Source organism: Laspinema palackyanum D2c (genome assembly GCF_025370875.1).
GTDB classification, from domain to species: Bacteria; Cyanobacteriota; Cyanobacteriia; order Cyanobacteriales; family Laspinemataceae; genus Laspinema; species Laspinema palackyanum.
Map to the genome: position 1 here is coordinate 74,044 of NZ_JAMXFD010000017.1, position 25,700 is coordinate 99,743.

Below are 25,700 nucleotides of genomic sequence, written 5' to 3' on the forward strand. Positions count from 1 at the left end.
ACCCATGACCCTTGCGAATCCAGGATTTGATACACCCTATCTTGACGAGTTAGCAGATGATTCAGCTAACTCAAACTCACGGTTGCCTCAGTTTGGCCAAATCAAAGCCAATCTACTTCAACTCTTGCTCAATCGTTGGTTAGCCGCAGGACTTGCCGCAGCGCTTGCCACCTTGATGCTTTCGGTGATTGCGATTGTTCACAGCGAAGGGACCATCAGCCAGAGTGCAACGACTATCGCCCAAGTCGATCCGGCCAACTGTAATGCGACTGAAGTTAGCTGCTTGGAGGCGATTCGAGCATCTAGCCAAAACCAACTGCAAAACCGGCGCATCAGCGAAACTGCCAAAATCACCCAGTTCGACCTCAACCCGAACAATCCCGAGGCGATGGGCTATCTCCAAATGGCAATTACCAACGAGGCCAACGCATTCAATAACCGGGTCCAAGAATCCAGGGGCGATCGCAACAACCCGAACTTTGGCAAACACCCTGCTGCCATCAAATATGCCAGTGCCATTGAAGCGATGAAAAAGGTCAACCTCGGTGCGGGTGGCGAAGGGTCTACGTTAGTTTGGCCTGACCCGGCTGGGGTGAAAACTGATTCTACGGGCAAGCCTGTCCTCGATGAAAATGGCAAACCTCAGCGCAAAGTTATCTACGAAAAGCTGTCACCGCACCTGACTCAAGCGCTCGGTATGGTGCAATTGCTGGCGAACATCATCAGCGAAAACCCCACCCTGCCGCAGTCGGACGCGGTAGCGATCGCCCTCGACATGATGAACGGGCAAGAAGACCTCAAAACTGCACTGGTCCCTTTATTGCGCTTGCAAGGACTAGACGCGGTGGCCGAAGAACTCGAACGGCGGGATATGTACGGGCGCTCGGTGGTGCCAAACGTTCCCGAGGACGCCGCCCCGGGGCAAGTCAACCCAGTGGACTACTACAACCCTTTCCCTGGAGGATTCTGATGCCAACAAACTTAAGATGGCTGGCACTGGCTCCTGTTTCCTGGCTGATTGGGGGGACGATGTTCGCCTCATCCTTCGAGCGAGTGGAACGGGTGCCAGTGCTGACCAACGCTTACAACAACCAGACCCAGGAAGTCTCATTTGGCGTGCCCACTACAGCCAGAATGATTCTGCAATTCGGTGGTGGTGCGATCGCTATTGGGGGAACTGCCGCCGCTGCTTTTTTGGCGGTGGGTTCTGGTTCGGACTCAAAGCGCGATTCTCGTTCCCCGAACCCGATACCGGGAAGCAATCGGGAACGGACAGAGGAACATCGAGAACTCATTGCCCGAACGAGCGGTAAGCGGAGCTATCCCGTAGGGAATCGCAAACACTTGACACCACCAACCGCACCAAAGCCCGCAACAACCACGCACCGAACGCAGCCGATTGATGACGAGGTGTTTGAATCGGATTTATGGCAATCGCACCCAGAATCGGGCAATAATTCCGCACCTGTCCCAACACCCGAGCCAATCGTGCTATCGGGATACGGCAACAAAACCCAGGCTCAAGGCGAACAACCGGAAATCAATCTCGTGCAGCAAGCGGCAGTGTTTGGCTGTGGTCAAAACTCCGACAACATCAAAGTTCACTTGCTCATTCCCGCCATCACTCAGTCCGGCAAAACCAGCACATTGTGCGGGATGATTCGGGAAGTGTCGCAAATTTGTCCCGATGTCATCTGGCATGGCGTGGACCCGAAAGGCTCTGTTTTCCTCGGACTCGAACGGCTTTGTCATAGCGATGGATTCCCGGTGATTGTGGGTATCGACCTGGACAAACCGAACGTTGGTGTGTCGATGACCGTTGAGTTGCTGCGTCGTGCCCTGAGTGAGCAAACCCAACGCAAAAAAGCACGGCAAAGGGCGATGCAGACTGGGCAAGTATATGACCCATCGCCCTACATCGTCATCCTGGACGAATGGCCCGCCATACTTAAAGCTGCGAAAGATTGTGACCTAACCAGCGGGACGAAGCATCGCTCCACGATTGTCCAACTAGCAGAAACCCTGGCGTTCGTTGGGTTGGAAGACAAGATTTTCCTCTGGATTGTCTCCCAATCTCCCTACGTCTCTCAGCTTGGCTTTGATGGTTCGGTTAGCGCCCAATTCTGCACTTTTGCGATTGGTCGGGGCTACAACATGAAATCGATTGAAGTGTGCAAGAAAGCCATCGAAAGGTCAACGTCTGACGAAGCCCAAAAAGCTCAACTTTTTGCCAAGCTCAAGAAACTCAGCGAGGCTCGTCCCTCTCACCCCGTCTGCTTTTCTAGCGCTGGCGGGTTGATTGCCTACGCCCCAGACCTCAAAGATATTCAACGGCAACAACTGTTTCGGGCTGCTGACTCGACCGATGACGAGGATATCGCTCACTTACGTTCGTTGTCGCCTCACGCGATTGCGTTGGAATTTAACCAGTTTCTTGAACAGAATCGCCCAGACGAAACCGAGGATGAGGAATTGTAATTTGCTGGGCAGACCTCCACCAAAACACGAAATGAACTAGATTTTTTAGCTTTCATTTACTGAGGTAAAAACATGAATTCTTATCCAACGGAACCGGACCCGCAAACTCAAATTCAGCAAGCTCAAACCCAACTTCAACACGCTCAACGGATTACCCAAGATGCCCTCAACGCCATCCAACGGGCTTCGGCTAGTGCGAACAATCGGCTGGCGGGTGCGCCGGATGCGATGAAGTCAGGGGCGGGGACTGCGATTGACACCATCGGCAACGCGGTGGGCAACACGCTCAAACACTCGAATCCTCGCCATCCTTGGCGCTCTGTTGCTTATTGGTCGATGGGCATTGGCTTGTTTGTCATTGTCAGTAGCCTGTTCAGTGCTTGCCAAGGTGCAATTTCGGGGGTCGCGAGTAACGAACCACTGCCATACAATGCCCCTGCTGCTGCCCGGACCGGAAACGCCACGGTGCGCGGACTCAAGCTAGTGACCAACATGGGTACTCCGTTGCTAGAAGAGAGCGATCGCATCTACCGGACCCAACTCGTCCGTCAGCAAGGCGGGCCAGTTCCCAGCAACGCACCCATTCCATCGGACCGCAGTCGAATCCTGAACGTGCGGACCAACGTGGAACGGTATCAACACTCTCGATAAAAACACAGCAGGCGACAGTAATTTCAACACTGTTCGCTTGCTGCCCTTTCTTCAGTTTTAGAGCAAATTAATGAAACGCTGGATAATCATTCCTCGGGTCCCAGGCTTGCTCGTTCTGCTCATGTTGGTACTTTTCGCCCTCGACATGGCAAAACCTGGAATCGGACAATTTGCCATCATTCCCAATTTAAGAAAATCAGCACAACAATCCATTCAATCGATTCCCAAACCTGGAATTATCCCGCACTTACCCGTCACTGAAACGCCACAACCTGAACCCCCTCAGCCACCTCAACCGCCGCCACAACGAGCCGACTGTACGGCAATTGAATCTTACGCGAACCAATGCACCCAGCTATGAACCAAACCTCACTTGATGTACTCCAACGACTACCCGACGATTTCCAATACCGGGAACTCAAAGGACGCGAACTGCGAACCGAGCGCCAACTCCAAGAACAACGCGATCGCACCGAAGCCGAAAACCAAGAATTCCTTGCTCGTCTCGAATCCCAAGCATTAGACAAAGAACGAGCGAGGGCCGCCTACAATGCAGCGGTGAGTCGGGGTCAGGCTTTGTGTGCGATCACCTCGGTGACTTTGCTCTCGTTCATGCTGATTCCAGACCTGAACCGATTTGCTGAGTCACGCCTCAAACTTTACGAATGGACTACCACCGCAGCAACGACGACTGGGACCACAACAAGCACTGCTTCCAACGTGACTCAGCAAGAACCCGCCAAGACCACAAACGCCGCTGCTCAGACCAAAGTGGTCCCGTTTCGTCCGCTTGTTCAACATCGCGGTCCTCACTTTATCGACAATTCGCCACCGGGCAGCTACGACCCAGTTTATGTTTTCCAGGACGCACCAAAAAACACCGCTACCCCACTGCCTTCTCCTTGTCATGCCAAGGTTCTCGTGAGCGAATTTCAAGGCAAAAATGGCGGACTCCAAACCGGCAACGGCTATGGCAACGTGGTGATTCTCCAGTGCCTCGACCGCACAATCCAGGACAAACCCTTGGTCTGGCTGACGGGACACTTGGCGAATCGCAGTGTCAAGGTTGGCGATGTTATCCAAAAAGGTCAAACCTTTGGCGACCAAGGCACGACCGGACGCTCCTCTGGTGTTCACGCGCACCACGGAATTATGGCGGGTTTTGGTCCAGGATTGTGGCGAAACTATCAAATCACTGACCGAACCATCACTCTTCCTTTGATGGACGAATATCGCGATTTTGTAGCCAGTGGAGGTCAATGAAACTTAAACTTTTTCATAAGATTTTGATAGGAGCCAGTTTAGGTGCGATCGCCATTGGTGGAATCAACCATAAAATCAACACAATGCCCTGTATTCTTTTGTCCCCCGGCGCAAAACAGATGTGCGAGTTAGGGGCGATTCCTGACACTTTGGCAGCAGCGTGGAGTGGATTCACAATATTTGGTACTATCACCGCTCTATTCTTGGGACTGACAGCATTTCTGAAGCCCAAACCGCCACTCACTCGCAATCCTCACCTGAACACAGACTTGAACACAGATTCGTTCGGCAGTGCAGGCGAACTCTACGGCAACCAACTGATACAACGACTCGCCCAACCGTTACCCCAGACTGCTGAATTTAATTGGAACTGGTTGCTGTATGCCGCTCTGGGTTTGGTACTGGCGATCGCTTTGAACAGTCCTGTACAAACCATGAACGATAATCCACTGGTTCGTCCTGTTGCTCAAGCCATCAATCAAGTCACCTACCAGACTCCTCCAGCCATTCGTGATGTTGCCAAGGATATGGACTCGATTGCGGTGTATGCGATCGGTCACGCTGAGGGAAACATGACAGTCTCAGGACAAGAAACCCCTCTAATTCACGGTCATGTTGACCCGAGCTTGATTGGTGGTCGAAAAGTCATCAACCGAGGCTGGTGCAGCAATTACGGCAAAGGTGGAACGCTTGAACAAGCCAATAAAGGATGTTTGGAGCGCACACAATCACGCATTCCATTAATTTCTTCCCGAATGGAAAAACACGGTCTACCACCTGACCAAAACTTTGAACTATTCCTAAACATTCTGGACCTGTGGAATCAGGCATCACCCAGAGTCAGCGATGTTGCTCCTAAAGTAGCTGGAGATTTACACAAAAAAGGATTACGGGGAGAAGACTTGATTTTGACTACCCGGGTTGAATCTTTTCGTGATGAAGCAACCGGCCAACTCAGCGCTGGCGGCTTGTTCAACATTTGCGCTAATCCCGCAAACCAAGCACATGATTTCGTCAAGTCTCACGCTTATAAATCTGAACAATGGCGGGCCGCTTGCATTAGATGGGACCAAAGACGACGCGCAACAGCCATTAGAAACGTACTCAAATATCGAGGTTATCTGCAATGAAAGACTTTATCTTAGGCACAATCTTCGGCAGTGGCATGGTCTGCGGCATCTATTTCGGTTGGGTTCAGTTTGAGTTTGAACTGTTCGGGGTTAGCATCAATAGCAGCCAACTCGAAAATGCCAGTGCCACCCGGTGTCGAGCCGAAATCAAACGCGCCAATCAACGAGCTTTTGCCGCCGATAGAATGGCTCAGTCCATGCGGAATCGGGCGTTAGTGGCGGAACAAAAACTCAATCAGCAAGAAAATAGCCGTCGTCGATAGGTCTTATAATTGTTGAAAAAATTAGAGAAACACAAATGAAAATTCTAACGGGCTGGGCTATCTTTGGGACGTTCTTAGGTTTATATTTGTTGGCAATCCGGTTTATTTTAGGTTGGCTGGCTCAATTTTCCGGCTATCCTATCTTGCTCAACTTAACCCTGGTGAGCCTGGTTGTGGTGATTCTAGCGGGTGGCTTGTTCTGTTGGACAGATGACCTGGACGAACGCAGGGGGGTGGCTGATATTGCGGTAGTCTTTGCTCGTCCGTTCGTTTTCTACCTGGGTGCGGTGGGTTGTTGCTTGTATGCGATCGCCTTCGTGGTGGGGGCTATCCTGCTGCTGCCTTTTTCGTTGTTTTGGCCCCAGAAACGGGCTGGACTCAATTAAAAATAAACTAGAAAAATAATGGATAGTCAAGAAAAACTAAAACTGATTAAAGGAAAGCTATCGCGGAGTGCGAAATGAATCAGGAAAAAGAAAATGAAAGTTTTCGAGTATCAGAAAAAGGACCATAAAGAATTTACCTCATTCTTTAGTTATGTGAGCGTATTCAACGAAACCCGTTGCATAGAAAACCATTACCATGCTGCAAAGGTCTTTAAATCGCCTAATGGAGAGGTAATATTTCCCGAAAACTGGAAAGAATCCAGGAAATGGGCTAAAGCCGGAATCCGACAAATAGGCTGGAAAATAGGCAATTTTATCTTGCCGGTGAGGATGAATAACCAAGGATATCAACTAGAGGATTTCGGGATACAGTGGTATATCCTACTCTGGTACAAACACTTGTATCAAAATCCCTGGAAAGTAGAATACCTTCAGCAGTTTGACAAATTCAATGACCAATATAAAAGCAAAAATTTTCCGTTCGGGCAATCCGATGTCTTGCTAAAAGTCAAGCAAGATGGGCTGGATGGGTTACGCTCAATGGCAATAGAACTGTGGAATTTGCTAAGTTATAAGTCACTAATGATTGACTATAATTTGCTAAAGATTAAGTATGGATTTATCTGCCATGAGGTTAATCTTAATGGAGAAATGACGGAGCTATCCCAACAAATATACGAGTGTTATCCTGGGGTGTACGAGTCTTATCGAGATAGTTTGCTATCCTGTTGTTTAGGAGATATTCGTGTCATTCCTGTTTCTAATAGCCTATCGGTGGTCAACTTATTCACCCAGATTAATGCGCGAACTGATGTAGCCTCCTTGAGGAAATGCGTAATCAAATCGGCTAGTTTGCAAGAAACTTCTCATTCTGCGCCAATTTATTTGCCTGAAACTATCTTCGATGGAATTGCTGATGACGACGCTTCTCAAGTTTTATCGTTGATTGAGAACCACTTAATGCCCGTAGCAATTTGTCGCTAACCTTTAGGGAGGATGACGCTAAATTTTAGTATCTTCCCCGATTTTTTTACCCATTCTAACGATCCAAACTCGTTAAACGCCAGACCCGGGCGGTGTTATCCAAGGAGGCGGTGACGAGGCTTTCCCCATCCGGGCTGAAACTCGCACTGATGAGGCTATCTTGATGGCCCGTTAATTCGCCGATAAGTTGACCACTGATATTCCAAACCCGGGCGGTGTTGTCCGTGGAGGCCGTGACGATGCTCTCCCCATCTGGGCTGAAACTGGCTGTGTAGACCCGACCCTGATGGCCGGTGAGTTCGGCAAGCAATTCGCCACGGATGTTCCAGACCCGGGCGGTATTGTCCCCGGAGGCGGTGAGTATGCTGTCCCCATCTGGACTGAAACTAGCGCTGCTGACCCCACCCCGATGACCAGTGAGTTCGGTAAGCAGTTGACCACGCAAGTCCCAAACCCGAGCGGTTTTGTCTATGGAAGCGGTGAGGATATGTTCTCCGTCTGGGCTGAAACTGGCACTGATGACCCAACCCTGATGGCCGGTGAGTTCAGCAACAAGTTGACCACGCCGGTCCCAGACTCGGGCGGTTTTGTCCAACGAGGCGGTGAGGATATATTCTCCGTCTGGGCTGAAACTAGCGCTGATGACTGAATGCTGGTGGCCGCTGAGTTCGGTGACGGGCTGACCCCGCCGGTTCCAGACTCGGGCTGTGTCCCCGGAGGCCGTGACGATACTCTCCCCGTCTGGGCTGAAACTGGCACTAACGACCCCATCTTGATGGCCGGTTAGTTCAGCGACAAGTTCACCACTGCGGTCCCAGATTCGGGCGGTGTTGTCCGTGGAGGCGGTGACGATGCTCTCTCCGTCCGGACTGAAACTGGCGCTGATGACGCTATCTTGATGGCCGGTGAGTTCAGCGATAAGCTGACCCCGGATGTTCCAGACCCGGGCGGTGTTCCCAGAAGCCGTGAGGATGTGTTCCCCGTCCGGGCTGAAACTGGCACTAACAACCGCCTCTTGATGCTGAAGTTGATTGTGTTCTAAGAGCGTGGTGATGGTGGGGTGTAAGGCCAGCATCAGGGTTCCTTTGGGATAATCCGCTAAGTTTTGCCCAACGCTCATGGTTAAGACTAATCCATCCATTGGGTGCATTTCAAATGGTGGTAAAGCATTTAAGTCTGGGCGTTCAAATCTGGTTTTTTCTGGGGCTTTCTCCCAGGCTTGAGTGGCTTTGATAGTGAATCCTCCGGTGACTGCGGAGGCGATTAAGGAGGCGGCAAACATTCCAGTCCCCCAGACAATTCGCTGTTTTGTTTTCGGATTCACCTGCGCTAATATGTGATGATAATTTTTTCCCAGGGGTTTTAACGGGTTACCTTTCTCCCAAAATTTCGTTGCCTGTTGATTAGGTACTACCGCCGCATCAGTTTGACGCAGGATGAATCTAATTTGACCCCTTAGAGTATCTAAAGTGGCTGTGAGTTTTGCATCTAATCCAGCTTGATTCTCAATTAAATCTTTTGGCACAGCTTGTAATTCTCCTGACGATTTTAAAGCGGATATGCGACTGAGTTGCAAGGGTCCCGTGGCTAGTCAGTGGTATCTTGTCAATGCTGCACAGCAGCAGCTATGCCTACTTGCGATCGCCTTCTCAACCAGTCTACAGCCCGATGCTGCCTTGTTCCGTGTTTTGGCCGCGTAAACGAGCTTGATTCAATTTAAAGTTTTCTTAGCCAGACGTCGCATTCTTCCGCCTTTTTTACTCGGAGGCGCATAAGCCGTATTCGTTCCCAGTTCAATATAAAAAGATTCACTCAGTGCGTTTAGTTTTTGGCTGACAGTATTGGGATGAAGCTGAATAATGGCGGCGAGTTCGGCATAGGTTCGAGGTTGGTCACTAATCGCCTCTAGCAATTCGATAGTGGATTGCACGCTTTTATTTAGCAACGGCCAGAGCTTCGTTTGCTCATCTGGATGCAAACTTTGGAAGTAGGCAATCGACTTAGCCAGTTCTTTCAGTTTTTCAACGGTTTCTTGGTTCATAGTAGTTTCTCAAGTTTCCCCCTTTTAGGGATTGTAACTCAAAAGGTGCTATCAGGACAAGTTGTGAGCATGACTGGCGAAGGGCGAAAGGGTCCAGTGTACAGCCGGTGGTATCTTGTTAAAGCGATCGCCTTCTCAAGCAGTCTACAGCCCGATGCTGCTAAATCGGTCCGGCTGAATCTGGCTCAGGGCAAGAGTTGGCAAGGGTATGGTTTTAAATCGTCCCCTTTGGAAGCGATCGCCAAGTAGCCAGATTCAATCGTTGAGGACACTACCTTAGTCACACCCAAACGCAATCCGTGGCGATCGCTCACGAGCCGATCGCCTCTGGTTGTTCAGGGATATGAACCACACTGATTCCAATCTGCCACATAGGGTTGGACGCGGGGCATTTAGGGACGGGAGTAACCTAATTCGCGGCCTAGGATTGCCAGCCGCGCCCATTCTTGAGGGATTCCACCTGTGGCCTGGAATTTGCGGAAAAGTTGTTATCTGCTGATAGTAAGTCCGATTCTTAGAACTGCCTCGGTCGCGTGAGGTTGAGTGGTACGATCGCCCAAGACTGGATCGGTTACAAGAGAAACCATTATATGGTTTCTTCATTCCGCTACTGTTCCACTTTGTAGTCTAAGTTTAACTCATCTCCTGCCACACCCCGGATTCCCCAATTATGTTTTGGAGTCTCTGTGATCGTAATTTCTAAATCCACAGGTCTAATTCCGACTTGCACTGACAACCGGGAAAATAGCAAATAAATGAGCTTCTTCTTTGTCTCAACTGTGCGTCCCTCGAACATACTGACCTCGATAATTACATATTTCTCTGAGCGGTCAGACGGATAAATGAAATCTCCCTTCTCAAGGGGTAAGAAGCGATGAAACCGTTTGTCTTGAGGAAGAGCAAGCGCGTCCACAACGCAAGAATGTATTACGTCAGAAATTAAGTTCCGAGATTCAGCGAAAAATGCTGCGTTTCCGTAAATTTTGAGCTGTGCCATTTGAGATTTTTTCACTCTAAACAAGTTCGACTAGCTTACCAACCCACGTTCCGCAGATAAAATAGGACAGTCAGAATATTTTTTTAACTCTGACAGGGATAGCATCTGACGTTAGCGTACAAGACCTTGACCACTTGGGTATAGTGCGGCGAGAGTTAGCAAGGGTGCGGTTTCAAATCGTCCCCCTTGATAGTGATCGCCAAGTAAGTAGCCGAAACCAACCGGACACCATCGCCTCACTCGCACCTGACCGCAATCCGTGGCACATTGCCTTGATGAGTCGTGCATCCGTGGCGATCGGCAAGAACCAACCGCCGAATCCGCAATGGCGATCGCTCACTAGCCGAACGCTTCCAGTTGTTCAGGAACTTGCACCACACTGATTCCAAGCAGCGAGATAAGGTGGGACCCGAGGCATTTGGGGGCGAGTGCAGCCCGATTCGCGGTCTAGGATTGCCAGTCTCGCCCATTCTTGCGGCGTTCCACCTTTGGCTTGGAGTTTGCGAAAAAGTTGCTCACGGCTGGCAGTAAGACTATTTCCCAAGACTGCATCGGTCGATTTAGGTTGAGTTCCCCTACCGCCTAAGACTGCATCGGTGGGTCTGGGCTGGTCCTTGGCCCTGAGCTTGGGTTTGGGTTTGGGCCGGTGGGTTCCTGTAGGTTTAGCACAGAATGCTTGATGTTCCTTGGCAAAATCTTGAGCTTGTTCTTGACTCAGAAAGATAGCCGGACTGCCATCGGGTTGGCTGAGGATTGACCGGGCATATCCGAGCAACCCATCCGTTTCAGGGCAGGACACCTCGACCGATTCGTACAGCACATAATAACCTTGTTTCTGGTAGTTTTGAATCTCGCTATCGTCGAACACACCATCCCGAGTATATTCCTCTCGCCACGCATTCGAGACTTGCCTCGCCCATTCACCAAACCCTAGAGACATAAGATGCTCCTTTACTTGCTTTCTTCATCAATAAATTCGCAATTAGCGACTACCCCCAATTCCTCATCAACTTGAAATGATTTGATAAGGTAACTAGATTCACCATCAGTAATGATGTCATTGACATCAAATATGTCGTTGGCGTCATACCCTAACTTATCCGAATATTCTCGTAACGAATCTCCCACGAAAAGCAGGATTCCTTTGTATTGGCTGATGAGCATTGTTAATCTCCAACTAGACTTTCACCAAATGGACTCTCTGGTAATCATTATAAACTAGATTTTGTTTGAGTTACAACCCGCACTTGCATCAAGTATTCTGCTAGATATAATTCTTTATTAGCTAAGTTGTGACATACTTTTTTGGTCAAAGTTTGCACGAACTCGTCCTCACCCATTTCAATACAAGATTCTAGCGAAATCGATTCAACTCTTTCTGGAATATTACCATAAAAATACCCGGGTTTTCTTTGCAGTCCGACGCTATTTGACATGAATCCAGCCGCTTGCACTACTCCTCTAATACAATTGATTTTCCAGGACAATTTAGGGTCTTTGGGAGGTAATCCTTTTCGAGTAAAATTCCACGCTGATTTTTCCTGAAGATACTGGGTTGAGGCAGTCCAGTCTTCGTACCAAGGGCAAGGAATTTTCGAGGTTTTGATTGACAAGACTTTGCTTTGTTTTTGCATTTTAGTGGGTTTTTTCAAGGTTGTATTTTGGCTCGTCTGACAAGGCTTTATCTAGTATCGCCTACGCTTCGTAGATTATCCAGTTACTTTCTCAAAAGATTCAACCAACATACTAAGATAAAATCGAGCAACCTGATTATGGAGACGTTGCTCAAAAACTGGAATCAGTTGTTGATAGAACTCAATCACCGATTTATCGACCAGTTCCGGCTGACGAGCATAACCATTCACCCAATTGTGAAATTTGTCTGCGAATGAGACGTAAACCACCTCAAGGGGACTATCTTTGACTTGTTGGATATAGGCTAGTTTCCGTTCTGGTTTGGGTAACTCTTTTTGCTCAGTCACGCCCAAGACGATTTCTAGGACATACTTCCCAAATTTTTCTTGAATGAGACTAATCGTTTCTGTGGGATTTTCTAGGTCTTCAATAGCATCATGAAAGAGCGCCGCAATTGCTGTTTCTTCAGTACAGCTCATTTCCATGACCAAAGCAGAAACAGAAAGCAAATGTCCCAGGTATGGCGTGGCATCTTTCCTTATCTGATATTGGTGCATCGTTGCTACCAGAGACAGAGCCAGTTGATACTGTACTGAAACGACTGGGAATTGACTAAAACTAGCCATGTTTAGTTTACCTCGTTAATTGTTGAAACTGAGAAACATCAAATTAAGGGCTTGCATTTGCTATTTTGTCCCTTTTTTTGAATGATTAGTAACCCCTATCTAATTTTCACTAAATAATTGCAATTGTTCGTAGGGCAAAAATTCCTGACGAGCTTGGGCCGCACGTTCTAGGAGCCATTGGGCTAGGTTAATCCAGTGAGTCGAGGAAAGCTGAATTTCTAGCAGCGGATTCCAGTTGGACTCGTAAAACCACCAAAAATCTAGCTCATCAAGTTGAGATTGAGCCGCATCTTGGAAATGACAAAAGTCTTCCTGTTGCAGTGAGTAATCTGCATGACTGACAACTTTCGGGTCGCACCCTTCATCATCGCTGCTTGCCAAAAACGCAGCATGATTTGCCACTTTAGCCAAGGCTAGGTAATCCCTCAACGATAAATGTTCGCTCTGGCTGTCCAAAAACATTTTGATTTGCTCAAGATTCATCCGATTTTCCTCCGTTTGATTAGGAACAATTGTCAAGACTACAATTTGATTTTGGCAGGCGATCGCCTTTTGGGGAAGCGATTACCTACTTTCTCACTGACCCCGCTGGACTGCGCGCCAAATCATCCGGGCAGCCCGAGCGAGTTGGTCTTGAGTATGCTGCAATCTGTTGGCTTCGACCCGCTCCTCCCAGTCCCAGTCTCTCATCTTAGGATGAGGGCTGAAACGGCAAACCCTCGCATAAATCTGGCCCGGTTCTTGTTCACAGAGCGAGGGCCAAGCGGCGTGCCAGTTGCCGTCAGGGGCAGGAAATACTCGCAGGTCCATCGCTGGTGTTTGTTGTTGCGCTAACACCGTAGTGAGAAAGGTGGCCTCGTCTAGTTCGGTGAGCCAGTCTTCCAGCGCAGGGACGGTCCAGCCGTGATAGCGATCGCTCACCGGATAAGGTGGTCTGACATGGGGCGCAATTATCAGGCAATCCCCCACGATTTCCCTGTGATGCTGGAATTGACAGAGCCAACCGTTGCGGCTCCAGAAGTCGGTAAATTCCATAGTAGATACTCCTCAATTTAATGTTTACGAAAGCGATTCCCCAATCAGTTGCTCAATCTCTTGTTTGCTCCGAGGTTTCCAGTCTGGTTCTGCTAATTGGTCTCCCTCTCTTTGCAACAAAACTTCGCTAAAACTTTCTCCCAGAGAGGAGTCTGAGGGATAATGTTCAATCCAAATGGTGCGATAAAGGTCAAGGTTGTAACTCTTAGCGACCAAGGGCACCAAGAACTCCACGCAGTTAGTGATACTCGTTCCAGCGGCGGAGCCACAGTCGGTGGCGATCGCAATTATCGTTTGGTCTTTTTCATAAATTTGGAGGCGACACCAACTCTCCCAATCCCCGAATCCGTTACCAAATCCCTGCCATTTGAAAATTTCGTCAATGCGTTTCATAGTTTTGCCTCCTAAAAGCGTGATTCCTCACCTCCTCACGCTGCTAGTTGATGCCGGGTGAGCGGCTGTTAATATTAACAGTTAACAAAAAAGACTAAATAAGTCTTTTGAAGGGAAATGGGGGCTAGAAAACCCCCAGTTTTTCACTTGATTTTTTGGAGTTGATGACGAGGACAACTGATGAGTTTATTTCCGGGCAACCGAATCAAATAGTCGAACCAGTCATAACCTGCCCAATAGCGAGGAACACTGACTCGTCCTGTTCTCCCGGCGTATTGGCCGCTCAAAATCAAAACTCTATCATCGCTCTCTAACCGGAGTCCTCGAACGTTGATGTCCAGAACAAGTTGATAGCCTTCCATGAGAATTTTTGAGTTAGCTACCGACCAAAAGTTTTACGTTGGGTTCGCTAGGTTGGCTCGAATCGGTGAGGTGAGCCGCCATCAAGTTAGCAATCTCATTCGGCGGCAAGTTGTCCAGGCAAATCATCTCACGAGTACCGTCCAAGTCAATCATTCGCGATAAATTGTATGGATCAGCTAACACCGCAGCAGCCTTCTCAATCATATCCCAGTTCGAGCGTTCAATCCAGTCCCATTTTAGGCTGTAATAGTTAATCGGTTTCATCACGCCAATCTCGTCTGGTTTTTGCCCTGAATGCTTGACAAAGCTGGGAACGAACAGACCTTCAGCCGGTTCAATCCCTCGCGCTTGGACGGTGGCAACCAAACGATTGAAGTCGCTCAGGCTGCGGCCTTTGATGTAGGTGACCATCACGACATCGTGAGGTAATTCACCCGCTTCAGGGATGAACCAAATTTGCCCCCAAAGGGTATGCTTCGTTTGACCTAGGCTGCCGAAGAATTTGCTAAATTTCAAGATGGTCATGGCTAGTTTCGAGCCATAGTCTTCATCGCCTAGCACCCACTGTCCACTTTGGCAATTGTTCCGTGCGCGAATCGGTAATTCTGGCACAACCAGCGCATCTTCTTCCTTGAATCCAAATACCGAAATAGTTGGTTTTGGGTCTGTCTGAGTCATAACAAATTTTCAATTATTTCACCCTATCCGAAAGGCTTTTATTTGAATCTTATTTTTTCCTTTTTCTATCTATCTGACCTCCATCTGATAGCAAACAGAGGCCAAATGGGATATTAAGCTAAGACCAAAGCCCGTTGTGCCGAACTAACAGGAACCCATTTCTGGTTTTTGTAGACGTACCATTTGCCCTTAGTTTGGTCAAATGTTTCAACAAGACATCCAAGCAAAATAAACTGTTGAGCACGGTAATTTACTAGGTCTTTCGGGTAGCTATCACCACAGAATTGGTTCGTGTTCATATCGCGGAACCAGTAGAGTCCCGTGTCTTCGTTCTTCTCGACCCGAATCGTCCGAGTCTGCGGCTGTTTTGGCGAGGACTTCATAGGTTGTTTCGCCGGTGTCTGTTGCGTGGGTGTTAGTTGCGGAGTTGTCGGTTGAGTGGGTGCAGGTTGTTTCGCCGGTGTCGATCGCCCCGGTGTCGGTTGCAGGGTTGCAGGTTGCGTGAATGTCGATCGCCCCGATGTCAATTGCCCCGGTACAGCTTGCGTGGATGTCGGTTGTTTCGCCGCCGGTGTCAGTTGCTCCGGTGTCGGTCGTGTGGTGGCCGAGTTAGCGATCGGTTTGATGCGGCTCCAGTTGATGCTTGCACTCGCTAGTTCCTGAAGGTCCACTTCGTCGTCACCCGATTTTGCTGGTGCAGGTTGGGGTGCAGGCTGCGGGGTTGCCCGGTTAGGACTGAGTTTGATGTGCGTCCAGTTGATAGCTGCACTCGCCAATTCGTTGAGGTCCACTTGGTCCTCGTCTTTGGCGTTCGAGTTAAATACTTGCCAATCGCTATACATCGAACGCTGATGCAACTCTTGGCACATCACCCGCAAGTTGGTGGCCGTGGCAGTCACTCGTTTTCCAAAAGTACCACGCGGATTCGAGTAACGGAGCCACTCGCCCTGCTGCTCCACGGTCCCCAGGATTTTGGCTTGCTCCCGTCCCATGCGATCGCGCAAATCTGCCACCACACGATATCCGTCGGCAGTGCGGACCAACCGGAACCCAGGCGCTAGGATTAAACCGGGTTGGAGTTGGACTGTTTCGGGGGGTGCGGATTCCGGCTGCTCTTGTCGTTGCTGGAAAGGATAGACATAGAGCGGTTTTTCCAGCCAAGGCGACTGGTTGAGTTCGGGGGCAGCCATTCGTAAATGCTTGCACTTGCCCTCGACTAAGCCAGACTGGAACTGGAACGAACGGCAGGTGCAACTGGCTTCGGCAAGCTCATACCCACGCAACTCCCGACCATCCCAACTGTGGACTCGCACCTGATTGTCCTCGCGGGTAATGCCATAGACGCTCCAGCCTTGAGACGAACAGCGGCGCGTCTGAATCTTGCCATCCACGGTCTGGTAGGTCACCAGAGCTTTGAATTTGAGTTCGTGGTGGACGATATGGCCCCGGTGCCATATCGGTTTACGATACGGCTCGAAGCGCACACTAATCGCACGGGACACATTCTGGTAATGCTTGATATGGTCCCAAATCGCCTCGTCTAGCAATTCGGGCGATTTGTAGTAGGCAATGACTACGGTTGTCATCTAAAATCTCCTTAGATATATGTTGGTTCGGAACGGTTGCCTCCGTTCCTTTTTTTTTGGGTCAGACTCTATCTCGTCTGTCTCACCCACTGCGAAAGCTTTGTGTTGACTTTTTCATCATTATATCTTATAATACCCGGTTTACTCTGGGTTTTATGCATTAGAATTGCTGATGAATTTGGCATATTTGTGGGGGCTAACTTGAGGGGTGTTGAGAGCAAGACTGTCGGCGAATGGGTGAGTCAGCGGATGGCCGAAGTGCTCCAGTCTTACGAGCTAGATTCGGCCTCCAAAAGTTGAGCTGCATAACCCGCCTGTTGCTGGTGATTTATGCATTCAGGGGTCAATTGTTTCTTAAAATTCTGGCTTTATGTTCAGCGATTTCCGGGCAAATTTCCCATTCGCTTTTCCAAACATATTTTAGTTCGACCTTGGGATTGTTATTGATGGCTCGGATTTCGGTTCTAATCTGTTCACAAACCTGCTCTAATGTTTCCGTGGTCAGGTACTGATATACCCCGTAGAGCGGATTGAGTAGGATAATCCAAAGTATCACTGCGTAAGTAATCCACTCTAGGCCAGTAGCTATCTTATCCCAGCAAGTTTCTTTCTCAGTGGGCGGAAAGATTGCAATAAATTCGGCTTCACTCATTCCTAATTTTTTCATGATTTTTTCTCCTTTATTTCACCCCCTGCGATAGCTTTTTTATTTACTTTTGGTTTTTTTTATTCCTGAAATTGTCCTGAGTTTCTGCTAAGTCCATCCATTTGGGCGTTGTGGTCCCGTCGCGAATCAACCCACCTCATCATGAAGACTGCCAACGCGATGAGTCAGGCTCGAACCAACTGGACATTACCCTGGGCGATCGCAACACTTGAAGCAACCGACCCAATGACAATGAGTGCCGATGCGATCGCAATACTGAAGTAATCACCGAGATTGCCGAGGCGATCGCTCATGCGTGAACCAGCCTACCCAATCACGCAGGCTGCTAAGGCGATCGCATGAATGCAACACTAGCCCAATCATTCAGTCTGCCCTTGGCGATTGCTTGTGCGCGAATCAACCGGCCCATTCGCAGAGACTGCCCTTGGCGATCGCATGATGCACCAGCTATACAGCCTGCCCGGGGCGCGACACGAATGCGGTACAACTGGCTGACTCGAAAACGGACAGGCACCAACTCAGGTGACATTCCTGACAAGCGCGGGACACGAACGCGGGACAACTGGCTGAAGCGAGGACCTGCCACGATGATGGACTCAGTAACGTACCCAGCCGGAGCGCGACACGAACGGGGGACAATTGGCTGAGGCGAGAACTGACAGGCACCAACTCAGGTAACGTACCCAGCCGGAGCGCGACACGAACGGCGAGAAACTGGCTCGGGTTTTCCCAAGCCAGCGCATGAACTCTAGCGGTAAATCGTCAGGTCAGTGGGGGCGAACGCTATCGGTTGACCGAGTTGGGAGGTCCATGTGCCGATGAGTTGGGCTTGGTTGGTGGTGACCTTGACCCAGCGACCGCCGCCGTAGCGGAAGGTGCTGCCGATAGTTAGTTGTTGGAATCGGATGAGCATAGCAAACTCTCGCAATAACTTCACTCATTGCGAGAGCTTTGCTATCATTTTATCGACTACAATTTTGTCCTTTGGCTTTACGTTGAGCGCCAAGTAAAGTGGACAAATAGGTGCAAGAGCGGTGGTTTCCCGACATGAGCGTAATCCGTCCTAATCGTCCGTTTGTTACTCCTAAATGGTTGAACTGGACACGGTAGATGTTGTTACGATGATAAAAGGTGGTATTTTCTGCATCAATCTGGACCTGGGCTACACCGAGACTCTGCCAGTCCGCATTTGTGCAGGTTCCACCCCATCGACGATGATGCACGGAATATTCGATGTTGCCTTGATGTTCGCGGAAACAGGCTTCGTGGGTTTCTTTAGTTTGCCGCGCTGTGGATTTGGCATTGAGTAGGACTTGATAGGCATTATCTCGTGCTGAACGAGTGCGATAGTCCTGCAAAAATGAGAGCCAAGAAGGAATGGCAATTGCTGCGATAATGGCGATAATCAAGGCGGTGATGAGCAGTTCAACGAGCGTAATTCCTTTCTGAGTTTGCATCGTTTGATACCGATAACTTCACCCCCGGCGATAGCTTGCTCGTTGTTGTTAGTTTTTACTCGGTGTTCTAGTTTATCCATCCGCCCCGGAGCGCGACACGAACAAGCGAGGACAGACCCCGCTCATCCATCCGCCCCGGAGCGCGACACGAACGAGCGAGGAAAGGCCCCGCTCATCCAGGCGCTATCGGCTACGGACCGGGTGGAGGCGTTTGTAGGAGGCACTTACCGGATCGAAGTTCACGACGGTAATCCCTTGGTCGAGCGCATATTCCACGGCATGACAGGTTCCGCCACTGCGTCCATCCCACACGGACAGAACCAAGCTGCATCGGTCTACCATCCATTTGTTGCGGTCGTTCATGCAGCCTGGAAAATAAGTGCGATGGGAAAGGTAATGGACACTATCGGCTTTTTCTAGCAAGTGGAAATAGTAGCGTTGACTAGATTTAGGCCATTTCTTATATTGTTCTTTACAGGGAATTGCCGCAATTAACCGTAAGTCCGGGTCATCAGCCACCATACCTGCTGCCCACTGGTCCACGCCGATTGCCATGCCCGAGATGAAACTGTCAAACCCTCGTTCTTTGGCTCGGTCAATCATCCGTTGTAATGCAATTTGGACGGGAAATATATCGGTTGCTGCAAATTGACGATGGCCGGTGAATGCTGCGGTTTTTTCTCGAATGAGTTCCATGATGTTCCTCCAAAACAGGGCTAATAAAAGAGAGTGACGTTGCCGCCACCCTCTCGAAAGACTACCTACATTTCAATCGGTTCTGTCGCAGCTTTCTCCAGCTTTTCTGCATTGACTGCACTGACTCCCAGACTCGCATCCACGTTATCGGCAAACTCTGGATTTTGAGCCAACCACGCCTGGGCCTCCGCTTGCTGGCGCTTGCGAATCGCGACAATCTCTAGCTTGTTCGATTTTGCCGGTTGATTGCGTTTCGGCTGCGACTTCTGCACAGGTTTTTCGACTGCTTCAACTGGCTGACTATCTGAAACTTGGCTCCGCAATTGTTGAGGTTGCTTTTGATAGGACTTGCGCTTTTCTAGCTGGGCTTTGTTAATCTCTAGCAATGCGGCCTTGATTTGGTCTAGCTCTGGCACCTCGCTGTTTGCATTGATGAGCTGATCGCCAAAATAAGCCTTGGCCGTAGACAACAACATGGAAGTCCGGTGATTGAGGGATTTGACCGTATTTGCCTTGGCAATCTCGCTCAAGAAGAACTCCGCCTCGAACTCTTCATAGAACTGGTTGCGATAAGTAGCCCATAAGCCATCTTTCCAATCGTTAATCCGGTCCCAGTCATATTCGGCTTGACTGTAGCTACCGTCTGGATTACGCCGCCCTGGAGCTATCAAGTAAACATCGAGTTGACCCATTTCATACGCATTCCGCCAAATCTCTTTCTTGCTAATCGACTGCCACCAGAAGTGCCGCAATCCATAATAAAGCTGCTTGAAAATGTACTGCAAATGCTTGATTTCGTACTCAGCTTCACGATTCAGTTTCGCTTGCTCGATATGCGCTGGATTGAAGATGTTCGAGATTGAATTAAGTTGCATAGCTGACTCCAAAACTAGATTTTCTTTCACTTCCAGCGATAGCCCTTTATTTTTTACTCGCTTCTTTTTGCTTACTTCTTGCTCTTTCTTCTCTTTCTTCACTTGCTTTTTCCCTTCGACTAGATTTTCCTGAATCAACCAATGAATGGCCTTGACAATCACATCGCCATGACAAGCCAACGGAGCGCAATAACAAGCCAACTCCAGAGCTTCGCCCCGCATCGTCCGTTTTGCTAACATAATCAACTCAGCAAAAGCCGCATTGGACTCGCCCCGCAGACCCGCTTTAATTTGCGCCCAGAGCCAATGACGATACTTCTCAACGACCATTTCGCGATTGCCATCTTTGCCAATATGGAACGGATTCGCCAATGCAGATTGTGCCAACTTGTAACGTGCATTGAAACGCCCAATGTAGTGCCGGTTTACTCCCCGGAATTGGACTGCTGTGCCGTTGACCACCGAGAGATTGATGTGTGTATTCATGATGTTGTCCTCCTAAGTTAACTGTGCGAGGCTCTTCTTCCCCCGCCCCCTTGAGGGTTATAGGGGTGCGAGGAAAGCTTAGAAGTCGTTAGGCGGGGGTTGCCGCAGACGGTGTACGCAATGAACAGTCAACTGCCACCGCCTTACGAATTCTTAGCTAGGTCAAGGCTTACGGAGACTTAGCGATCCCCGTCGGGCTTGCAAGAACTTAGGGATTCTACCCAATACTTTGGTAGCCCGACGGGGATCGCTTACGTCGGAGTTACTTGCTCGGAGTCGCTTAGAATCTCTTGCCAAATACGCTACCTGGTAGGATTTCTTAGCGACGCCAGGAGCTTAGAAATCCTTCAGGTAGCCTATTTGGTTAGAGATTGTTTGCGAGTCTGAGGCCTTTACCGATTCCGACCACCCCTATAGACTAGAATTGCTGGGGGGGGCTGGCCCAGCGGCCATGAGCGCTCCCTTGGGGGCGGGGGGGGCGCGAATGAGGGAGCGGGGAGGGGATGATGGGCGATGTCTCAACTTGTTGAGGCCAGAACATCACCCCTCCCCCGACCGAATGAGCACTCAATGTTTGTGCGATCGCCAAGATTTGACTGAACCTCCCCTGGGGGTCGGGGGGCGCGAGTGAGGGAGTGGGGAGGGGCTGACGGGCAATGCCTCGTAGGCCAGCGCGTCACCCCTCCCCCGACCGAATGAGCACTCTAGTTTTGGATGCGATCGCGAAGCGTCTCCTGAAGGAGAATCGCGAAGCGTCTCCTGAAGGAGAATCGGCAAACGTCTCTTGAAGAATCGCCAAGTCTGGATGAACGGTTAGCACTTCATTGGGTTGCACTCGGACTCACTCGGTTCAGTTTGAAGAATCCTCATTGAATCAAGATTAGACTGATGTCCCGCAACTCACTTGCAAGTTCTTTGAGTTTAGGCGCGGTGTTTCCAAACATTAACCTGCAACATTATCAAGAGTTTGAACTTAACAAGATTTATCGAAATTGAGCCGGATAGAACAACATCAACGAGCTACAGGCCCAGTTTTAATGTGCTAAATGCTGAAGTATGTCCGCTATTTTAGCATAGCGAAACCCTACTAACCAAAAACTATTTCATCGAATTTGGCTGCATCGACTTTCGACGAGCTTCGATGACTATTCGTGATTATTATCACCATTTAGTCCGTTCCGAATTGCCAGAATTATGACGCACCTTATCCGGTAAACTTGAAACTAACCCATTCACTTTCAGCTTTTTTCTTGAGCCGATGACCTGCCTAAAATTATCGCTAACACCAGCCCCGAACAGCACCAACCTAGCCAACCCGACCGCCAACCAACTAGACAAAGCTGCATCTGATATGCTACCAGTCGAACCGTTCCGAGTCTAAAAGGGAGTATTAATTTCCCCGGGGAAATTAGAGAGAGAGGAGGCGGATGAGAGTGTATGGCGGTGGTGCATTGCCCACAGACAATGAGTGGGACATTCCGGTGCTAGATGAGCAGCGGTGTGCGGGGATGATGGCGATGCCGGTAACGCCGTGGGGGACCACGAACGTGCAGGTGGTCCGGGGTGGAACCTGGCATTTTTACATTTGGGATGACAAGTTTGAGGGACTCTGGAAGAAGCCGGACAGAGTGCCCGAGGGTGAGCCGTTCGGTTGCGTGGAGGTCAATTTCAGCATTGACCCAGACGGACCGGCTGCGGTGGCGTTGTACCAGATTTATCGGAAACGCTGGCTAAGTCGGTATTGGCAAAGTCGGGGGCTTAACATTGTCGTGGACTTGAACGTGCCGATGCGATTTGAGCGGTTGAATTTGTTAGGTGTGCCCCGGGGCTGGAGTGCGTATGCGACCCGAGGCAGTTGGGACCTAGAGAAGTTGCTCCATCAGTATGCGTTGGCGCAGGAGCATTCGGGGCGGTCTAATCCGTTGTTCTGGGTGTACGCTGGGGGCGAGCAAGTCCGAGCTTTGGCCCAGGCGAATCGGTGGCTGTACTGTGACACTTACCGAGGACCGTTGGTTTACAAGGGGCGATATCAAGCAGATGGTAGCAAAGGGTAAATCGTCTGGGTGTTTAGTCGGGTTCATGAATTCGCTGGCAACGAGCGCGGTCACGGGCATAGTCGTTAGTGGGGGCATCGACCCGAGTGGGGCGCTCTCGCAAGCTGTTGAATCGTTCGTCGAGTGCAAAGCGGAAGGGGCCGCCAAAATCGGCGTGGAATCCACCCTGCAAAAGACGGGCAATCAGCGATTTGGCAAAGTACCCACCGGCGTGACCAAAGCGGGGGAGACCGTGGTAGGCCGTTACGGAGAGCGCACGAACCGTCGAGAAGTCAAGTATGTCACCATCAATGGCACCCGCGAAAATTTGCGTGCAGCTTCCCGAGAGCGCAACAGCGAGTTGTTCACTAAGATGCCTGGGGATTCTCAGCAACGTCAGCAATACCTAGACAATGCCTGGATACAGCAAGAACGAGCGATCCAAGACCTGCGGACCCAGTATGACCTGTATGGACACAATTCCCGGGAAGGCCGGTTGATTGAGCAAGAACTGACCAGCCGCACCTGGGAGATGAGCCAGATTGAACGGGCCGCAGGGGTGCGCGACGGCTGGGCAGGGAACGCGACCAAACAAAGTGGGAACACGCGAGATTTTGGTTACGTTCCGGACTCCTATGCAGGACAAGGGGGCTTTGGGGAGCGCGTCCGACGCGGGGAGATGGGCGAGGGTTTACGAACGCAACTCCAGCACTTTTCAAATTTGAACCAAGACTGGCGCAGTGACTTTTGGGATAACGAGTTTTTGGCATTGGGAAACAACAACACCGAGGGGTTGCAAGCCAACCGGAGCAACTACATCAATCGGTTGCAAAATAAAGTTGAATATACGGTTTACCAACTCGACCTGTATCGGGGGACAGCGCAGGAGCGTTATTTGCAAACAGAAATCTTGCGCGATATGCGGCTGATGCGCGATATTTCTATCAGGGACACCAGCTACCAAAGTAACTTTAATTCGACTTATGAACGTTTTGGTTCGGTCCTACCCAATTCGATGCGAAATCAGCTTTAACCACCAAAACCGTGCAAATCAACCGACATCTGGCTGCCCGGGCCAAGAACAAACTAGCTCCACTCTTCCGCCAAGCCATTGCCCAAGGAATTCTTACTCGTGATGATTACCTACTTGATATTGGCTGCGGAGTGGGTGCCGACTTCAATCAGTTGCGGCAGATGGGCTATCGGGCTTCGGGCTGGGATTTGTACTACTATCCGCTCTGTTGTGGTTGTTGCCATCGTCCCGATATTGTTAGCCTTAATTATGTCTTAAATGTCATCGAGAATCCCCAAGAACGACGCGAGTTATTGACGAATTCTTGGCAGCTTTGCACGAAATCGTTGCTCATCGCATTACCTCGTTGTATCAAGCAGACCGGGACAGCTTACGCGGACGGACGACTCAACTCTTATCGCTGCTTCAATCGCGCCTTTGGGACGGACGAATTCTACGAACTCCTCGAAAGCGTTACGGGCCGACTCCCTCGACGGTTGGGCGACGATTTGGCCTGCTGTTTCAAGGATGACCCAGCCATCGAACTGGATAATTACTATCAACTCATCAGTTTGCTGCATAACGAAAAGCAGCGGTTATCGCTCGTACAAAAACGACGATTACGAGCGCTCATCCGTCAATCTTCCGGCTGCAAGACCATCGGCGGCAAGTGAGCCAGGGCTGCATCCAATTTAGCCAAGACAAGCTGGCTCTGCTGCAAGGCAATCCGAGTGTGGCCGCGCTCCAAGGCGGTGCAAACGGTCTGCACTTCTCGGCGAGTTAATAGCAGCAATTGACGGGCTTTTTCAGCAGTTTCTAAGGCGGTTGGGTCGGTCATTGCACTAAAATAAAATCTAGTTTGCGGTTATTGTATCGCACTCAGGTACTCGATTCGTGCCGCTATAATCCGCATCTGGTCACGACGGGCCAGAGCCGCTTCAATCCATTGCCGTCGCGGTGAACCGACTGCCCCTGCGTGTAAACTTTTGTTGAGCTTGCCCGTGCTGGGATTGGGGATGTCAGGCAAGGGCGATCGCAGTCTAGGATAACGATAGCCTTTAGCGAGGATGCTATCCCAGCGGACTTGTTCGGACGGAACCCAGCCAGAAGCAAGGAGGTGAGTCCGCTCGTCTTGATAGCGCTTGAGGAGTTGACGGCGTTGGGTGCGAGTTAGGGCGTGAGGTTGCAGGGTATCAACGCGGTCATCTTTGGCGAACAAATACGCACCGGTCGCGCCCAATAACGGTGTCGGAAACAGCCCCAGAATCGCACATAAAAACGTCTGGATTTCCGCTGCATCATAGAATTTGCAGAAGGTGTTCCATTGGGTGCGGTAACCATCGCCATCCACTCGCCAATGGGAATGCGGCTCACCCCAGCTAATCGCCACGACTAGCTGCTCTTGCGCTAGATGGTACGCTTCCACTAGGACCGCCTCTCGTTCTATCGGGTCACGAATCACATTCAGCACGAACAACAACGTCACAACATCCGCTGATTGTTTGCGCTGTGGTCGGTGGTACGGGTCATAGCCAGTCGAGCGGATTCCTTGTTCTTGCAGGTAATCCACATCGAAGCCGTAACCGCAGCCATAGTCAAAATGAGTGCGGTCTGGGGTGAGGATGCCTGTTTCCAGGCACTGGCGGATTGGGACACTAGGAGCGCGGCGGATGGGGGCGCTGCGTCTTGGGGTAGGCGCGAAAATGGCGGTAGACCTCCAATACGACGCTGTTATGATACCCCAAGACTGAGCCAGATTAGCCTTGGTAGTAGTCGCGCTCATCTAGCCAGCGTTGTTCGGCTGCGGTTGTGGCTTCATCCACGGGCATGGACTCGTCGTATTCTTCAAGCCAGTCGGGCAGGTCAAATTCGGACGATGTTTCAGCTACGTTCAGTTTAGGGATGAACAGGTCAGAAATAGCCATGATTTGGTAAGATTGATTCGGTTGGTTTTCCATGAGAATG

General features: G+C 50.1%; 37 protein-coding genes. 14 read left to right on the top strand and 23 right to left on the bottom strand.

All coding sequences use genetic code 11. The annotated features are described in order from the left end of the window. Nucleotides 1-4: 4 nt before the first annotated feature. From NG795_RS18695 to NG795_RS18735, 9 genes are all read left to right on the top strand, one after another. A complete protein-coding gene (locus NG795_RS18695) occupies nucleotides 5-970 on the top strand; it encodes a hypothetical protein (protein WP_367290158.1) in 966 nt (321 codons plus the stop codon). Beyond that, nucleotides 970-2,478 (top strand): P-loop NTPase family protein, encoded by a 1,509-nt coding sequence (locus tag NG795_RS18700; RefSeq protein WP_367290159.1) that lies wholly within the window; start codon nucleotides 970-972, stop codon nucleotides 2,476-2,478. Before NG795_RS18695 ends, NG795_RS18700 begins: the two co-directional genes overlap by 1 nt. A gap of 72 nt (nucleotides 2,479-2,550) precedes the next feature. Continuing rightward, nucleotides 2,551-3,129 (top strand): hypothetical protein, encoded by a 579-nt coding sequence (locus NG795_RS18705; RefSeq protein ID WP_367290160.1) that lies wholly within the window; start codon nucleotides 2,551-2,553, stop codon nucleotides 3,127-3,129. A gap of 70 nt (nucleotides 3,130-3,199) precedes the next feature. Next, entirely contained in the window at nucleotides 3,200-3,490 is a 291-nt protein-coding gene (locus NG795_RS18710) for a hypothetical protein (RefSeq protein WP_367290161.1), read from the top strand. Further along, nucleotides 3,487-4,392, top strand: coding sequence for a M23 family metallopeptidase (locus tag NG795_RS18715; RefSeq protein WP_367290162.1), 906 nt, complete (start codon nucleotides 3,487-3,489; stop codon nucleotides 4,390-4,392). The genes NG795_RS18710 and NG795_RS18715 overlap by 4 nt, the downstream gene beginning before the upstream one ends. Beyond that, entirely contained in the window at nucleotides 4,389-5,522 is a 1,134-nt protein-coding gene (locus NG795_RS18720; protein ID WP_367290163.1) for a hypothetical protein, read from the top strand. Before NG795_RS18715 ends, NG795_RS18720 begins: the two co-directional genes overlap by 4 nt. Beyond that, nucleotides 5,519-5,785, top strand: coding sequence for a hypothetical protein (locus NG795_RS18725; protein ID WP_367290164.1), 267 nt, complete (start codon nucleotides 5,519-5,521; stop codon nucleotides 5,783-5,785). The genes NG795_RS18720 and NG795_RS18725 overlap by 4 nt, the downstream gene beginning before the upstream one ends. 35 nt (nucleotides 5,786-5,820) lie before the next feature. Then, a complete protein-coding gene (locus NG795_RS18730) occupies nucleotides 5,821-6,171 on the top strand; it encodes a hypothetical protein (protein ID WP_367290165.1) in 351 nt (116 codons plus the stop codon). A 93-nt stretch (nucleotides 6,172-6,264) separates the two neighbouring features. Beyond that, complete coding sequence (locus tag NG795_RS18735) at nucleotides 6,265-7,155, top strand: hypothetical protein (RefSeq protein WP_367290166.1); 891 nt, start codon at nucleotides 6,265-6,267, stop codon at nucleotides 7,153-7,155. Between the two features lie 55 nt (nucleotides 7,156-7,210). On the opposite strand, the gene NG795_RS18740 is transcribed toward NG795_RS18735, so the two are convergent. Next, a complete protein-coding gene (locus NG795_RS18740) occupies nucleotides 7,211-8,680 on the bottom strand; it encodes a WD40 repeat domain-containing protein (protein WP_367290167.1) in 1,470 nt (489 codons plus the stop codon). A 186-nt stretch (nucleotides 8,681-8,866) separates the two neighbouring features. Next, on the bottom strand, nucleotides 8,867-9,196 hold the full coding sequence (locus tag NG795_RS18745) for an ArsR family transcriptional regulator (RefSeq protein ID WP_367290168.1): 330 nt from the start codon (nucleotides 9,194-9,196) through the stop codon (nucleotides 8,867-8,869). Nucleotides 9,197-9,259: 63 nt separating this feature from the next. On the opposite strand from NG795_RS18745, the gene NG795_RS18750 reads away from it, so the two are divergent. Then, complete coding sequence (locus NG795_RS18750; RefSeq protein WP_367290169.1) at nucleotides 9,260-9,445, top strand: hypothetical protein; 186 nt, start codon at nucleotides 9,260-9,262, stop codon at nucleotides 9,443-9,445. 358 nt (nucleotides 9,446-9,803) lie between these two features. Here the strand turns inward: NG795_RS18750 and NG795_RS18755 are convergent, their stop codons facing one another. Next, a complete protein-coding gene (locus NG795_RS18755) occupies nucleotides 9,804-10,193 on the bottom strand; it encodes a tautomerase family protein (protein WP_367290170.1) in 390 nt (129 codons plus the stop codon). Between the two features lie 143 nt (nucleotides 10,194-10,336). Between NG795_RS18755 and NG795_RS18760 the strand changes: the two genes are divergently transcribed. Then, nucleotides 10,337-10,576: a hypothetical protein gene (locus NG795_RS18760; protein ID WP_367290171.1), complete on the top strand. Its 240-nt coding sequence runs from the start codon at nucleotides 10,337-10,339 to the stop codon at nucleotides 10,574-10,576. Here NG795_RS18760 and NG795_RS18765 read toward each other — a convergent pair. From NG795_RS18765 to NG795_RS18845, 17 genes are all read right to left on the bottom strand, one after another. Beyond that, nucleotides 10,555-11,133, bottom strand: coding sequence for a hypothetical protein (locus tag NG795_RS18765; RefSeq protein ID WP_367290172.1), 579 nt, complete (start codon nucleotides 11,131-11,133; stop codon nucleotides 10,555-10,557). The genes NG795_RS18760 and NG795_RS18765 overlap by 22 nt on opposite strands. 11 nt (nucleotides 11,134-11,144) lie before the next feature. Then, nucleotides 11,145-11,357, bottom strand: coding sequence for a hypothetical protein (locus NG795_RS18770; protein ID WP_367290173.1), 213 nt, complete (start codon nucleotides 11,355-11,357; stop codon nucleotides 11,145-11,147). Between the two features lie 47 nt (nucleotides 11,358-11,404). Beyond that, the gene (locus NG795_RS18775) at nucleotides 11,405-11,845 is read right to left on the bottom strand and encodes a hypothetical protein (protein WP_367290174.1); all 441 of its coding nucleotides are present in this window, start codon (nucleotides 11,843-11,845) and stop codon (nucleotides 11,405-11,407) included. Nucleotides 11,846-11,902: 57 nt separating this feature from the next. Further along, nucleotides 11,903-12,454, bottom strand: a complete 552-nt coding sequence (locus NG795_RS18780) for an HD domain-containing protein (RefSeq protein WP_367290175.1) — start codon at nucleotides 12,452-12,454, stop codon at nucleotides 11,903-11,905. A 99-nt stretch (nucleotides 12,455-12,553) separates the two neighbouring features. Then, nucleotides 12,554-12,937: a hypothetical protein gene (locus tag NG795_RS18785; RefSeq protein WP_367290176.1), complete on the bottom strand. Its 384-nt coding sequence runs from the start codon at nucleotides 12,935-12,937 to the stop codon at nucleotides 12,554-12,556. Between the two features lie 93 nt (nucleotides 12,938-13,030). Next, entirely contained in the window at nucleotides 13,031-13,489 is a 459-nt protein-coding gene (locus NG795_RS18790; RefSeq protein WP_367290177.1) for a hypothetical protein, read from the bottom strand. A gap of 24 nt (nucleotides 13,490-13,513) precedes the next feature. After that, the gene (locus NG795_RS18795) at nucleotides 13,514-13,882 is read right to left on the bottom strand and encodes a hypothetical protein (protein ID WP_367290178.1); all 369 of its coding nucleotides are present in this window, start codon (nucleotides 13,880-13,882) and stop codon (nucleotides 13,514-13,516) included. Nucleotides 13,883-14,025: 143 nt separating this feature from the next. Next, the gene (locus NG795_RS18800) at nucleotides 14,026-14,244 is read right to left on the bottom strand and encodes a hypothetical protein (RefSeq protein ID WP_367290179.1); all 219 of its coding nucleotides are present in this window, start codon (nucleotides 14,242-14,244) and stop codon (nucleotides 14,026-14,028) included. Nucleotides 14,245-14,257: 13 nt separating this feature from the next. Next, nucleotides 14,258-14,923: a hypothetical protein gene (locus tag NG795_RS18805; RefSeq protein ID WP_367290180.1), complete on the bottom strand. Its 666-nt coding sequence runs from the start codon at nucleotides 14,921-14,923 to the stop codon at nucleotides 14,258-14,260. Nucleotides 14,924-15,036: 113 nt separating this feature from the next. After that, nucleotides 15,037-16,509, bottom strand: a complete 1,473-nt coding sequence (locus NG795_RS18810) for a hypothetical protein (protein WP_367290181.1) — start codon at nucleotides 16,507-16,509, stop codon at nucleotides 15,037-15,039. A gap of 343 nt (nucleotides 16,510-16,852) precedes the next feature. Then, on the bottom strand, nucleotides 16,853-17,176 hold the full coding sequence (locus tag NG795_RS18815; RefSeq protein WP_367290182.1) for a hypothetical protein: 324 nt from the start codon (nucleotides 17,174-17,176) through the stop codon (nucleotides 16,853-16,855). 164 nt (nucleotides 17,177-17,340) lie between these two features. Then, nucleotides 17,341-17,469 carry a hypothetical protein gene (locus NG795_RS18820; RefSeq protein ID WP_367290183.1) on the bottom strand — a complete coding sequence of 43 codons (129 nt, stop codon included), beginning with the start codon at nucleotides 17,467-17,469 and terminating at the stop codon, nucleotides 17,341-17,343. A 32-nt stretch (nucleotides 17,470-17,501) separates the two neighbouring features. Continuing rightward, a complete protein-coding gene (locus tag NG795_RS18825) occupies nucleotides 17,502-17,762 on the bottom strand; it encodes a hypothetical protein (RefSeq protein ID WP_367290184.1) in 261 nt (86 codons plus the stop codon). A 162-nt stretch (nucleotides 17,763-17,924) separates the two neighbouring features. Beyond that, on the bottom strand, nucleotides 17,925-18,089 hold the full coding sequence (locus tag NG795_RS18830; protein WP_367290185.1) for a hypothetical protein: 165 nt from the start codon (nucleotides 18,087-18,089) through the stop codon (nucleotides 17,925-17,927). A 49-nt stretch (nucleotides 18,090-18,138) separates the two neighbouring features. Continuing rightward, nucleotides 18,139-18,633 (bottom strand): prepilin-type N-terminal cleavage/methylation domain-containing protein, encoded by a 495-nt coding sequence (locus NG795_RS18835; RefSeq protein WP_367290186.1) that lies wholly within the window; start codon nucleotides 18,631-18,633, stop codon nucleotides 18,139-18,141. Between the two features lie 183 nt (nucleotides 18,634-18,816). Next, nucleotides 18,817-19,347 (bottom strand): SLOG family protein, encoded by a 531-nt coding sequence (locus NG795_RS18840; RefSeq protein WP_367290242.1) that lies wholly within the window; start codon nucleotides 19,345-19,347, stop codon nucleotides 18,817-18,819. A 47-nt stretch (nucleotides 19,348-19,394) separates the two neighbouring features. Beyond that, nucleotides 19,395-20,690 carry a DUF4326 domain-containing protein gene (locus NG795_RS18845; RefSeq protein ID WP_367290187.1) on the bottom strand — a complete coding sequence of 432 codons (1,296 nt, stop codon included), beginning with the start codon at nucleotides 20,688-20,690 and terminating at the stop codon, nucleotides 19,395-19,397. 1,427 nt (nucleotides 20,691-22,117) lie between these two features. On the opposite strand from NG795_RS18845, the gene NG795_RS18850 reads away from it, so the two are divergent. The 3 genes from NG795_RS18850 to NG795_RS18860 all read left to right on the top strand — a co-directional run bounded on the left by NG795_RS18850 (nucleotide 22,118) and on the right by NG795_RS18860 (nucleotide 24,409). Continuing rightward, the gene (locus NG795_RS18850; RefSeq protein ID WP_367290188.1) at nucleotides 22,118-22,744 is read left to right on the top strand and encodes a DUF4417 domain-containing protein; all 627 of its coding nucleotides are present in this window, start codon (nucleotides 22,118-22,120) and stop codon (nucleotides 22,742-22,744) included. Between the two features lie 25 nt (nucleotides 22,745-22,769). Beyond that, nucleotides 22,770-23,756: a hypothetical protein gene (locus NG795_RS18855; protein ID WP_367290189.1), complete on the top strand. Its 987-nt coding sequence runs from the start codon at nucleotides 22,770-22,772 to the stop codon at nucleotides 23,754-23,756. Between the two features lie 131 nt (nucleotides 23,757-23,887). Continuing rightward, nucleotides 23,888-24,409: a class I SAM-dependent methyltransferase gene (locus NG795_RS18860; protein ID WP_367290190.1), complete on the top strand. Its 522-nt coding sequence runs from the start codon at nucleotides 23,888-23,890 to the stop codon at nucleotides 24,407-24,409. Here NG795_RS18860 and NG795_RS18865 read toward each other — a convergent pair. Genes NG795_RS18865 through NG795_RS18875 form a run of 3 tightly spaced genes read right to left on the bottom strand, consistent with a single transcriptional unit; the run spans nucleotide 24,373 to nucleotide 25,693 of the window. Continuing rightward, nucleotides 24,373-24,573 carry a hypothetical protein gene (locus NG795_RS18865; protein ID WP_367290191.1) on the bottom strand — a complete coding sequence of 67 codons (201 nt, stop codon included), beginning with the start codon at nucleotides 24,571-24,573 and terminating at the stop codon, nucleotides 24,373-24,375. The genes NG795_RS18860 and NG795_RS18865 overlap by 37 nt on opposite strands. 27 nt (nucleotides 24,574-24,600) lie before the next feature. After that, complete coding sequence (locus tag NG795_RS18870; protein WP_367290192.1) at nucleotides 24,601-25,518, bottom strand: methyltransferase domain-containing protein; 918 nt, start codon at nucleotides 25,516-25,518, stop codon at nucleotides 24,601-24,603. Next, a complete protein-coding gene (locus NG795_RS18875) occupies nucleotides 25,493-25,693 on the bottom strand; it encodes a hypothetical protein (protein WP_367290193.1) in 201 nt (66 codons plus the stop codon). Before NG795_RS18875 ends, NG795_RS18870 begins: the two co-directional genes overlap by 26 nt. Nucleotides 25,694-25,700: the final 7 nt, after the last annotated feature.

Bases quoted from the DNA above. Each gene is read 5' to 3' on its own strand.
- NG795_RS18695 (WP_367290158.1), top strand. From the start codon at position 5: ATGACCCTTGCGAATCCAGGATTTGATACACCCTATCTTGACGAGTTA.
- NG795_RS18700 (WP_367290159.1), top strand. From the start codon at position 970: ATGCCAACAAACTTAAGATGGCTGGCACTGGCTCCTGTTTCCTGGCTG.
- NG795_RS18705 (WP_367290160.1), top strand. From the start codon at position 2,551: ATGAATTCTTATCCAACGGAACCGGACCCGCAAACTCAAATTCAGCAA.
- NG795_RS18710 (WP_367290161.1), top strand. From the start codon at position 3,200: ATGAAACGCTGGATAATCATTCCTCGGGTCCCAGGCTTGCTCGTTCTG.
- NG795_RS18715 (WP_367290162.1), top strand. From the start codon at position 3,487: ATGAACCAAACCTCACTTGATGTACTCCAACGACTACCCGACGATTTC.
- NG795_RS18720 (WP_367290163.1), top strand. From the start codon at position 4,389: ATGAAACTTAAACTTTTTCATAAGATTTTGATAGGAGCCAGTTTAGGT.
- NG795_RS18725 (WP_367290164.1), top strand. From the start codon at position 5,519: ATGAAAGACTTTATCTTAGGCACAATCTTCGGCAGTGGCATGGTCTGC.
- NG795_RS18730 (WP_367290165.1), top strand. From the start codon at position 5,821: ATGAAAATTCTAACGGGCTGGGCTATCTTTGGGACGTTCTTAGGTTTA.
- NG795_RS18735 (WP_367290166.1), top strand. From the start codon at position 6,265: ATGAAAGTTTTCGAGTATCAGAAAAAGGACCATAAAGAATTTACCTCA.
- NG795_RS18745 (WP_367290168.1), bottom strand. From the start codon at position 9,196: ATGAACCAAGAAACCGTTGAAAAACTGAAAGAACTGGCTAAGTCGATT.
- NG795_RS18755 (WP_367290170.1), bottom strand. From the start codon at position 10,193: ATGGCACAGCTCAAAATTTACGGAAACGCAGCATTTTTCGCTGAATCT.
- NG795_RS18765 (WP_367290172.1), bottom strand. From the start codon at position 11,133: ATGTCTCTAGGGTTTGGTGAATGGGCGAGGCAAGTCTCGAATGCGTGG.
- NG795_RS18770 (WP_367290173.1), bottom strand. From the start codon at position 11,357: ATGCTCATCAGCCAATACAAAGGAATCCTGCTTTTCGTGGGAGATTCG.
- NG795_RS18780 (WP_367290175.1), bottom strand. From the start codon at position 12,454: ATGGCTAGTTTTAGTCAATTCCCAGTCGTTTCAGTACAGTATCAACTG.
- NG795_RS18785 (WP_367290176.1), bottom strand. From the start codon at position 12,937: ATGAATCTTGAGCAAATCAAAATGTTTTTGGACAGCCAGAGCGAACAT.
- NG795_RS18790 (WP_367290177.1), bottom strand. From the start codon at position 13,489: ATGGAATTTACCGACTTCTGGAGCCGCAACGGTTGGCTCTGTCAATTC.
- NG795_RS18795 (WP_367290178.1), bottom strand. From the start codon at position 13,882: ATGAAACGCATTGACGAAATTTTCAAATGGCAGGGATTTGGTAACGGA.
- NG795_RS18800 (WP_367290179.1), bottom strand. From the start codon at position 14,244: ATGGAAGGCTATCAACTTGTTCTGGACATCAACGTTCGAGGACTCCGG.
- NG795_RS18805 (WP_367290180.1), bottom strand. From the start codon at position 14,923: ATGACTCAGACAGACCCAAAACCAACTATTTCGGTATTTGGATTCAAG.
- NG795_RS18810 (WP_367290181.1), bottom strand. From the start codon at position 16,509: ATGACAACCGTAGTCATTGCCTACTACAAATCGCCCGAATTGCTAGAC.
- NG795_RS18815 (WP_367290182.1), bottom strand. From the start codon at position 17,176: ATGAAAAAATTAGGAATGAGTGAAGCCGAATTTATTGCAATCTTTCCG.
- NG795_RS18820 (WP_367290183.1), bottom strand. From the start codon at position 17,469: ATGAGCGATCGCCTCGGCAATCTCGGTGATTACTTCAGTATTGCGATC.
- NG795_RS18830 (WP_367290185.1), bottom strand. From the start codon at position 18,089: ATGCTCATCCGATTCCAACAACTAACTATCGGCAGCACCTTCCGCTAC.
- NG795_RS18835 (WP_367290186.1), bottom strand. From the start codon at position 18,633: ATGCAAACTCAGAAAGGAATTACGCTCGTTGAACTGCTCATCACCGCC.
- NG795_RS18845 (WP_367290187.1), bottom strand. From the start codon at position 20,690: ATGAATACACACATCAATCTCTCGGTGGTCAACGGCACAGCAGTCCAA.
- NG795_RS18850 (WP_367290188.1), top strand. From the start codon at position 22,118: ATGAGAGTGTATGGCGGTGGTGCATTGCCCACAGACAATGAGTGGGAC.
- NG795_RS18855 (WP_367290189.1), top strand. From the start codon at position 22,770: ATGAATTCGCTGGCAACGAGCGCGGTCACGGGCATAGTCGTTAGTGGG.
- NG795_RS18865 (WP_367290191.1), bottom strand. From the start codon at position 24,573: ATGACCGACCCAACCGCCTTAGAAACTGCTGAAAAAGCCCGTCAATTG.
- NG795_RS18870 (WP_367290192.1), bottom strand. From the start codon at position 25,518: ATGAGCGCGACTACTACCAAGGCTAATCTGGCTCAGTCTTGGGGTATC.
- NG795_RS18875 (WP_367290193.1), bottom strand. From the start codon at position 25,693: ATGGAAAACCAACCGAATCAATCTTACCAAATCATGGCTATTTCTGAC.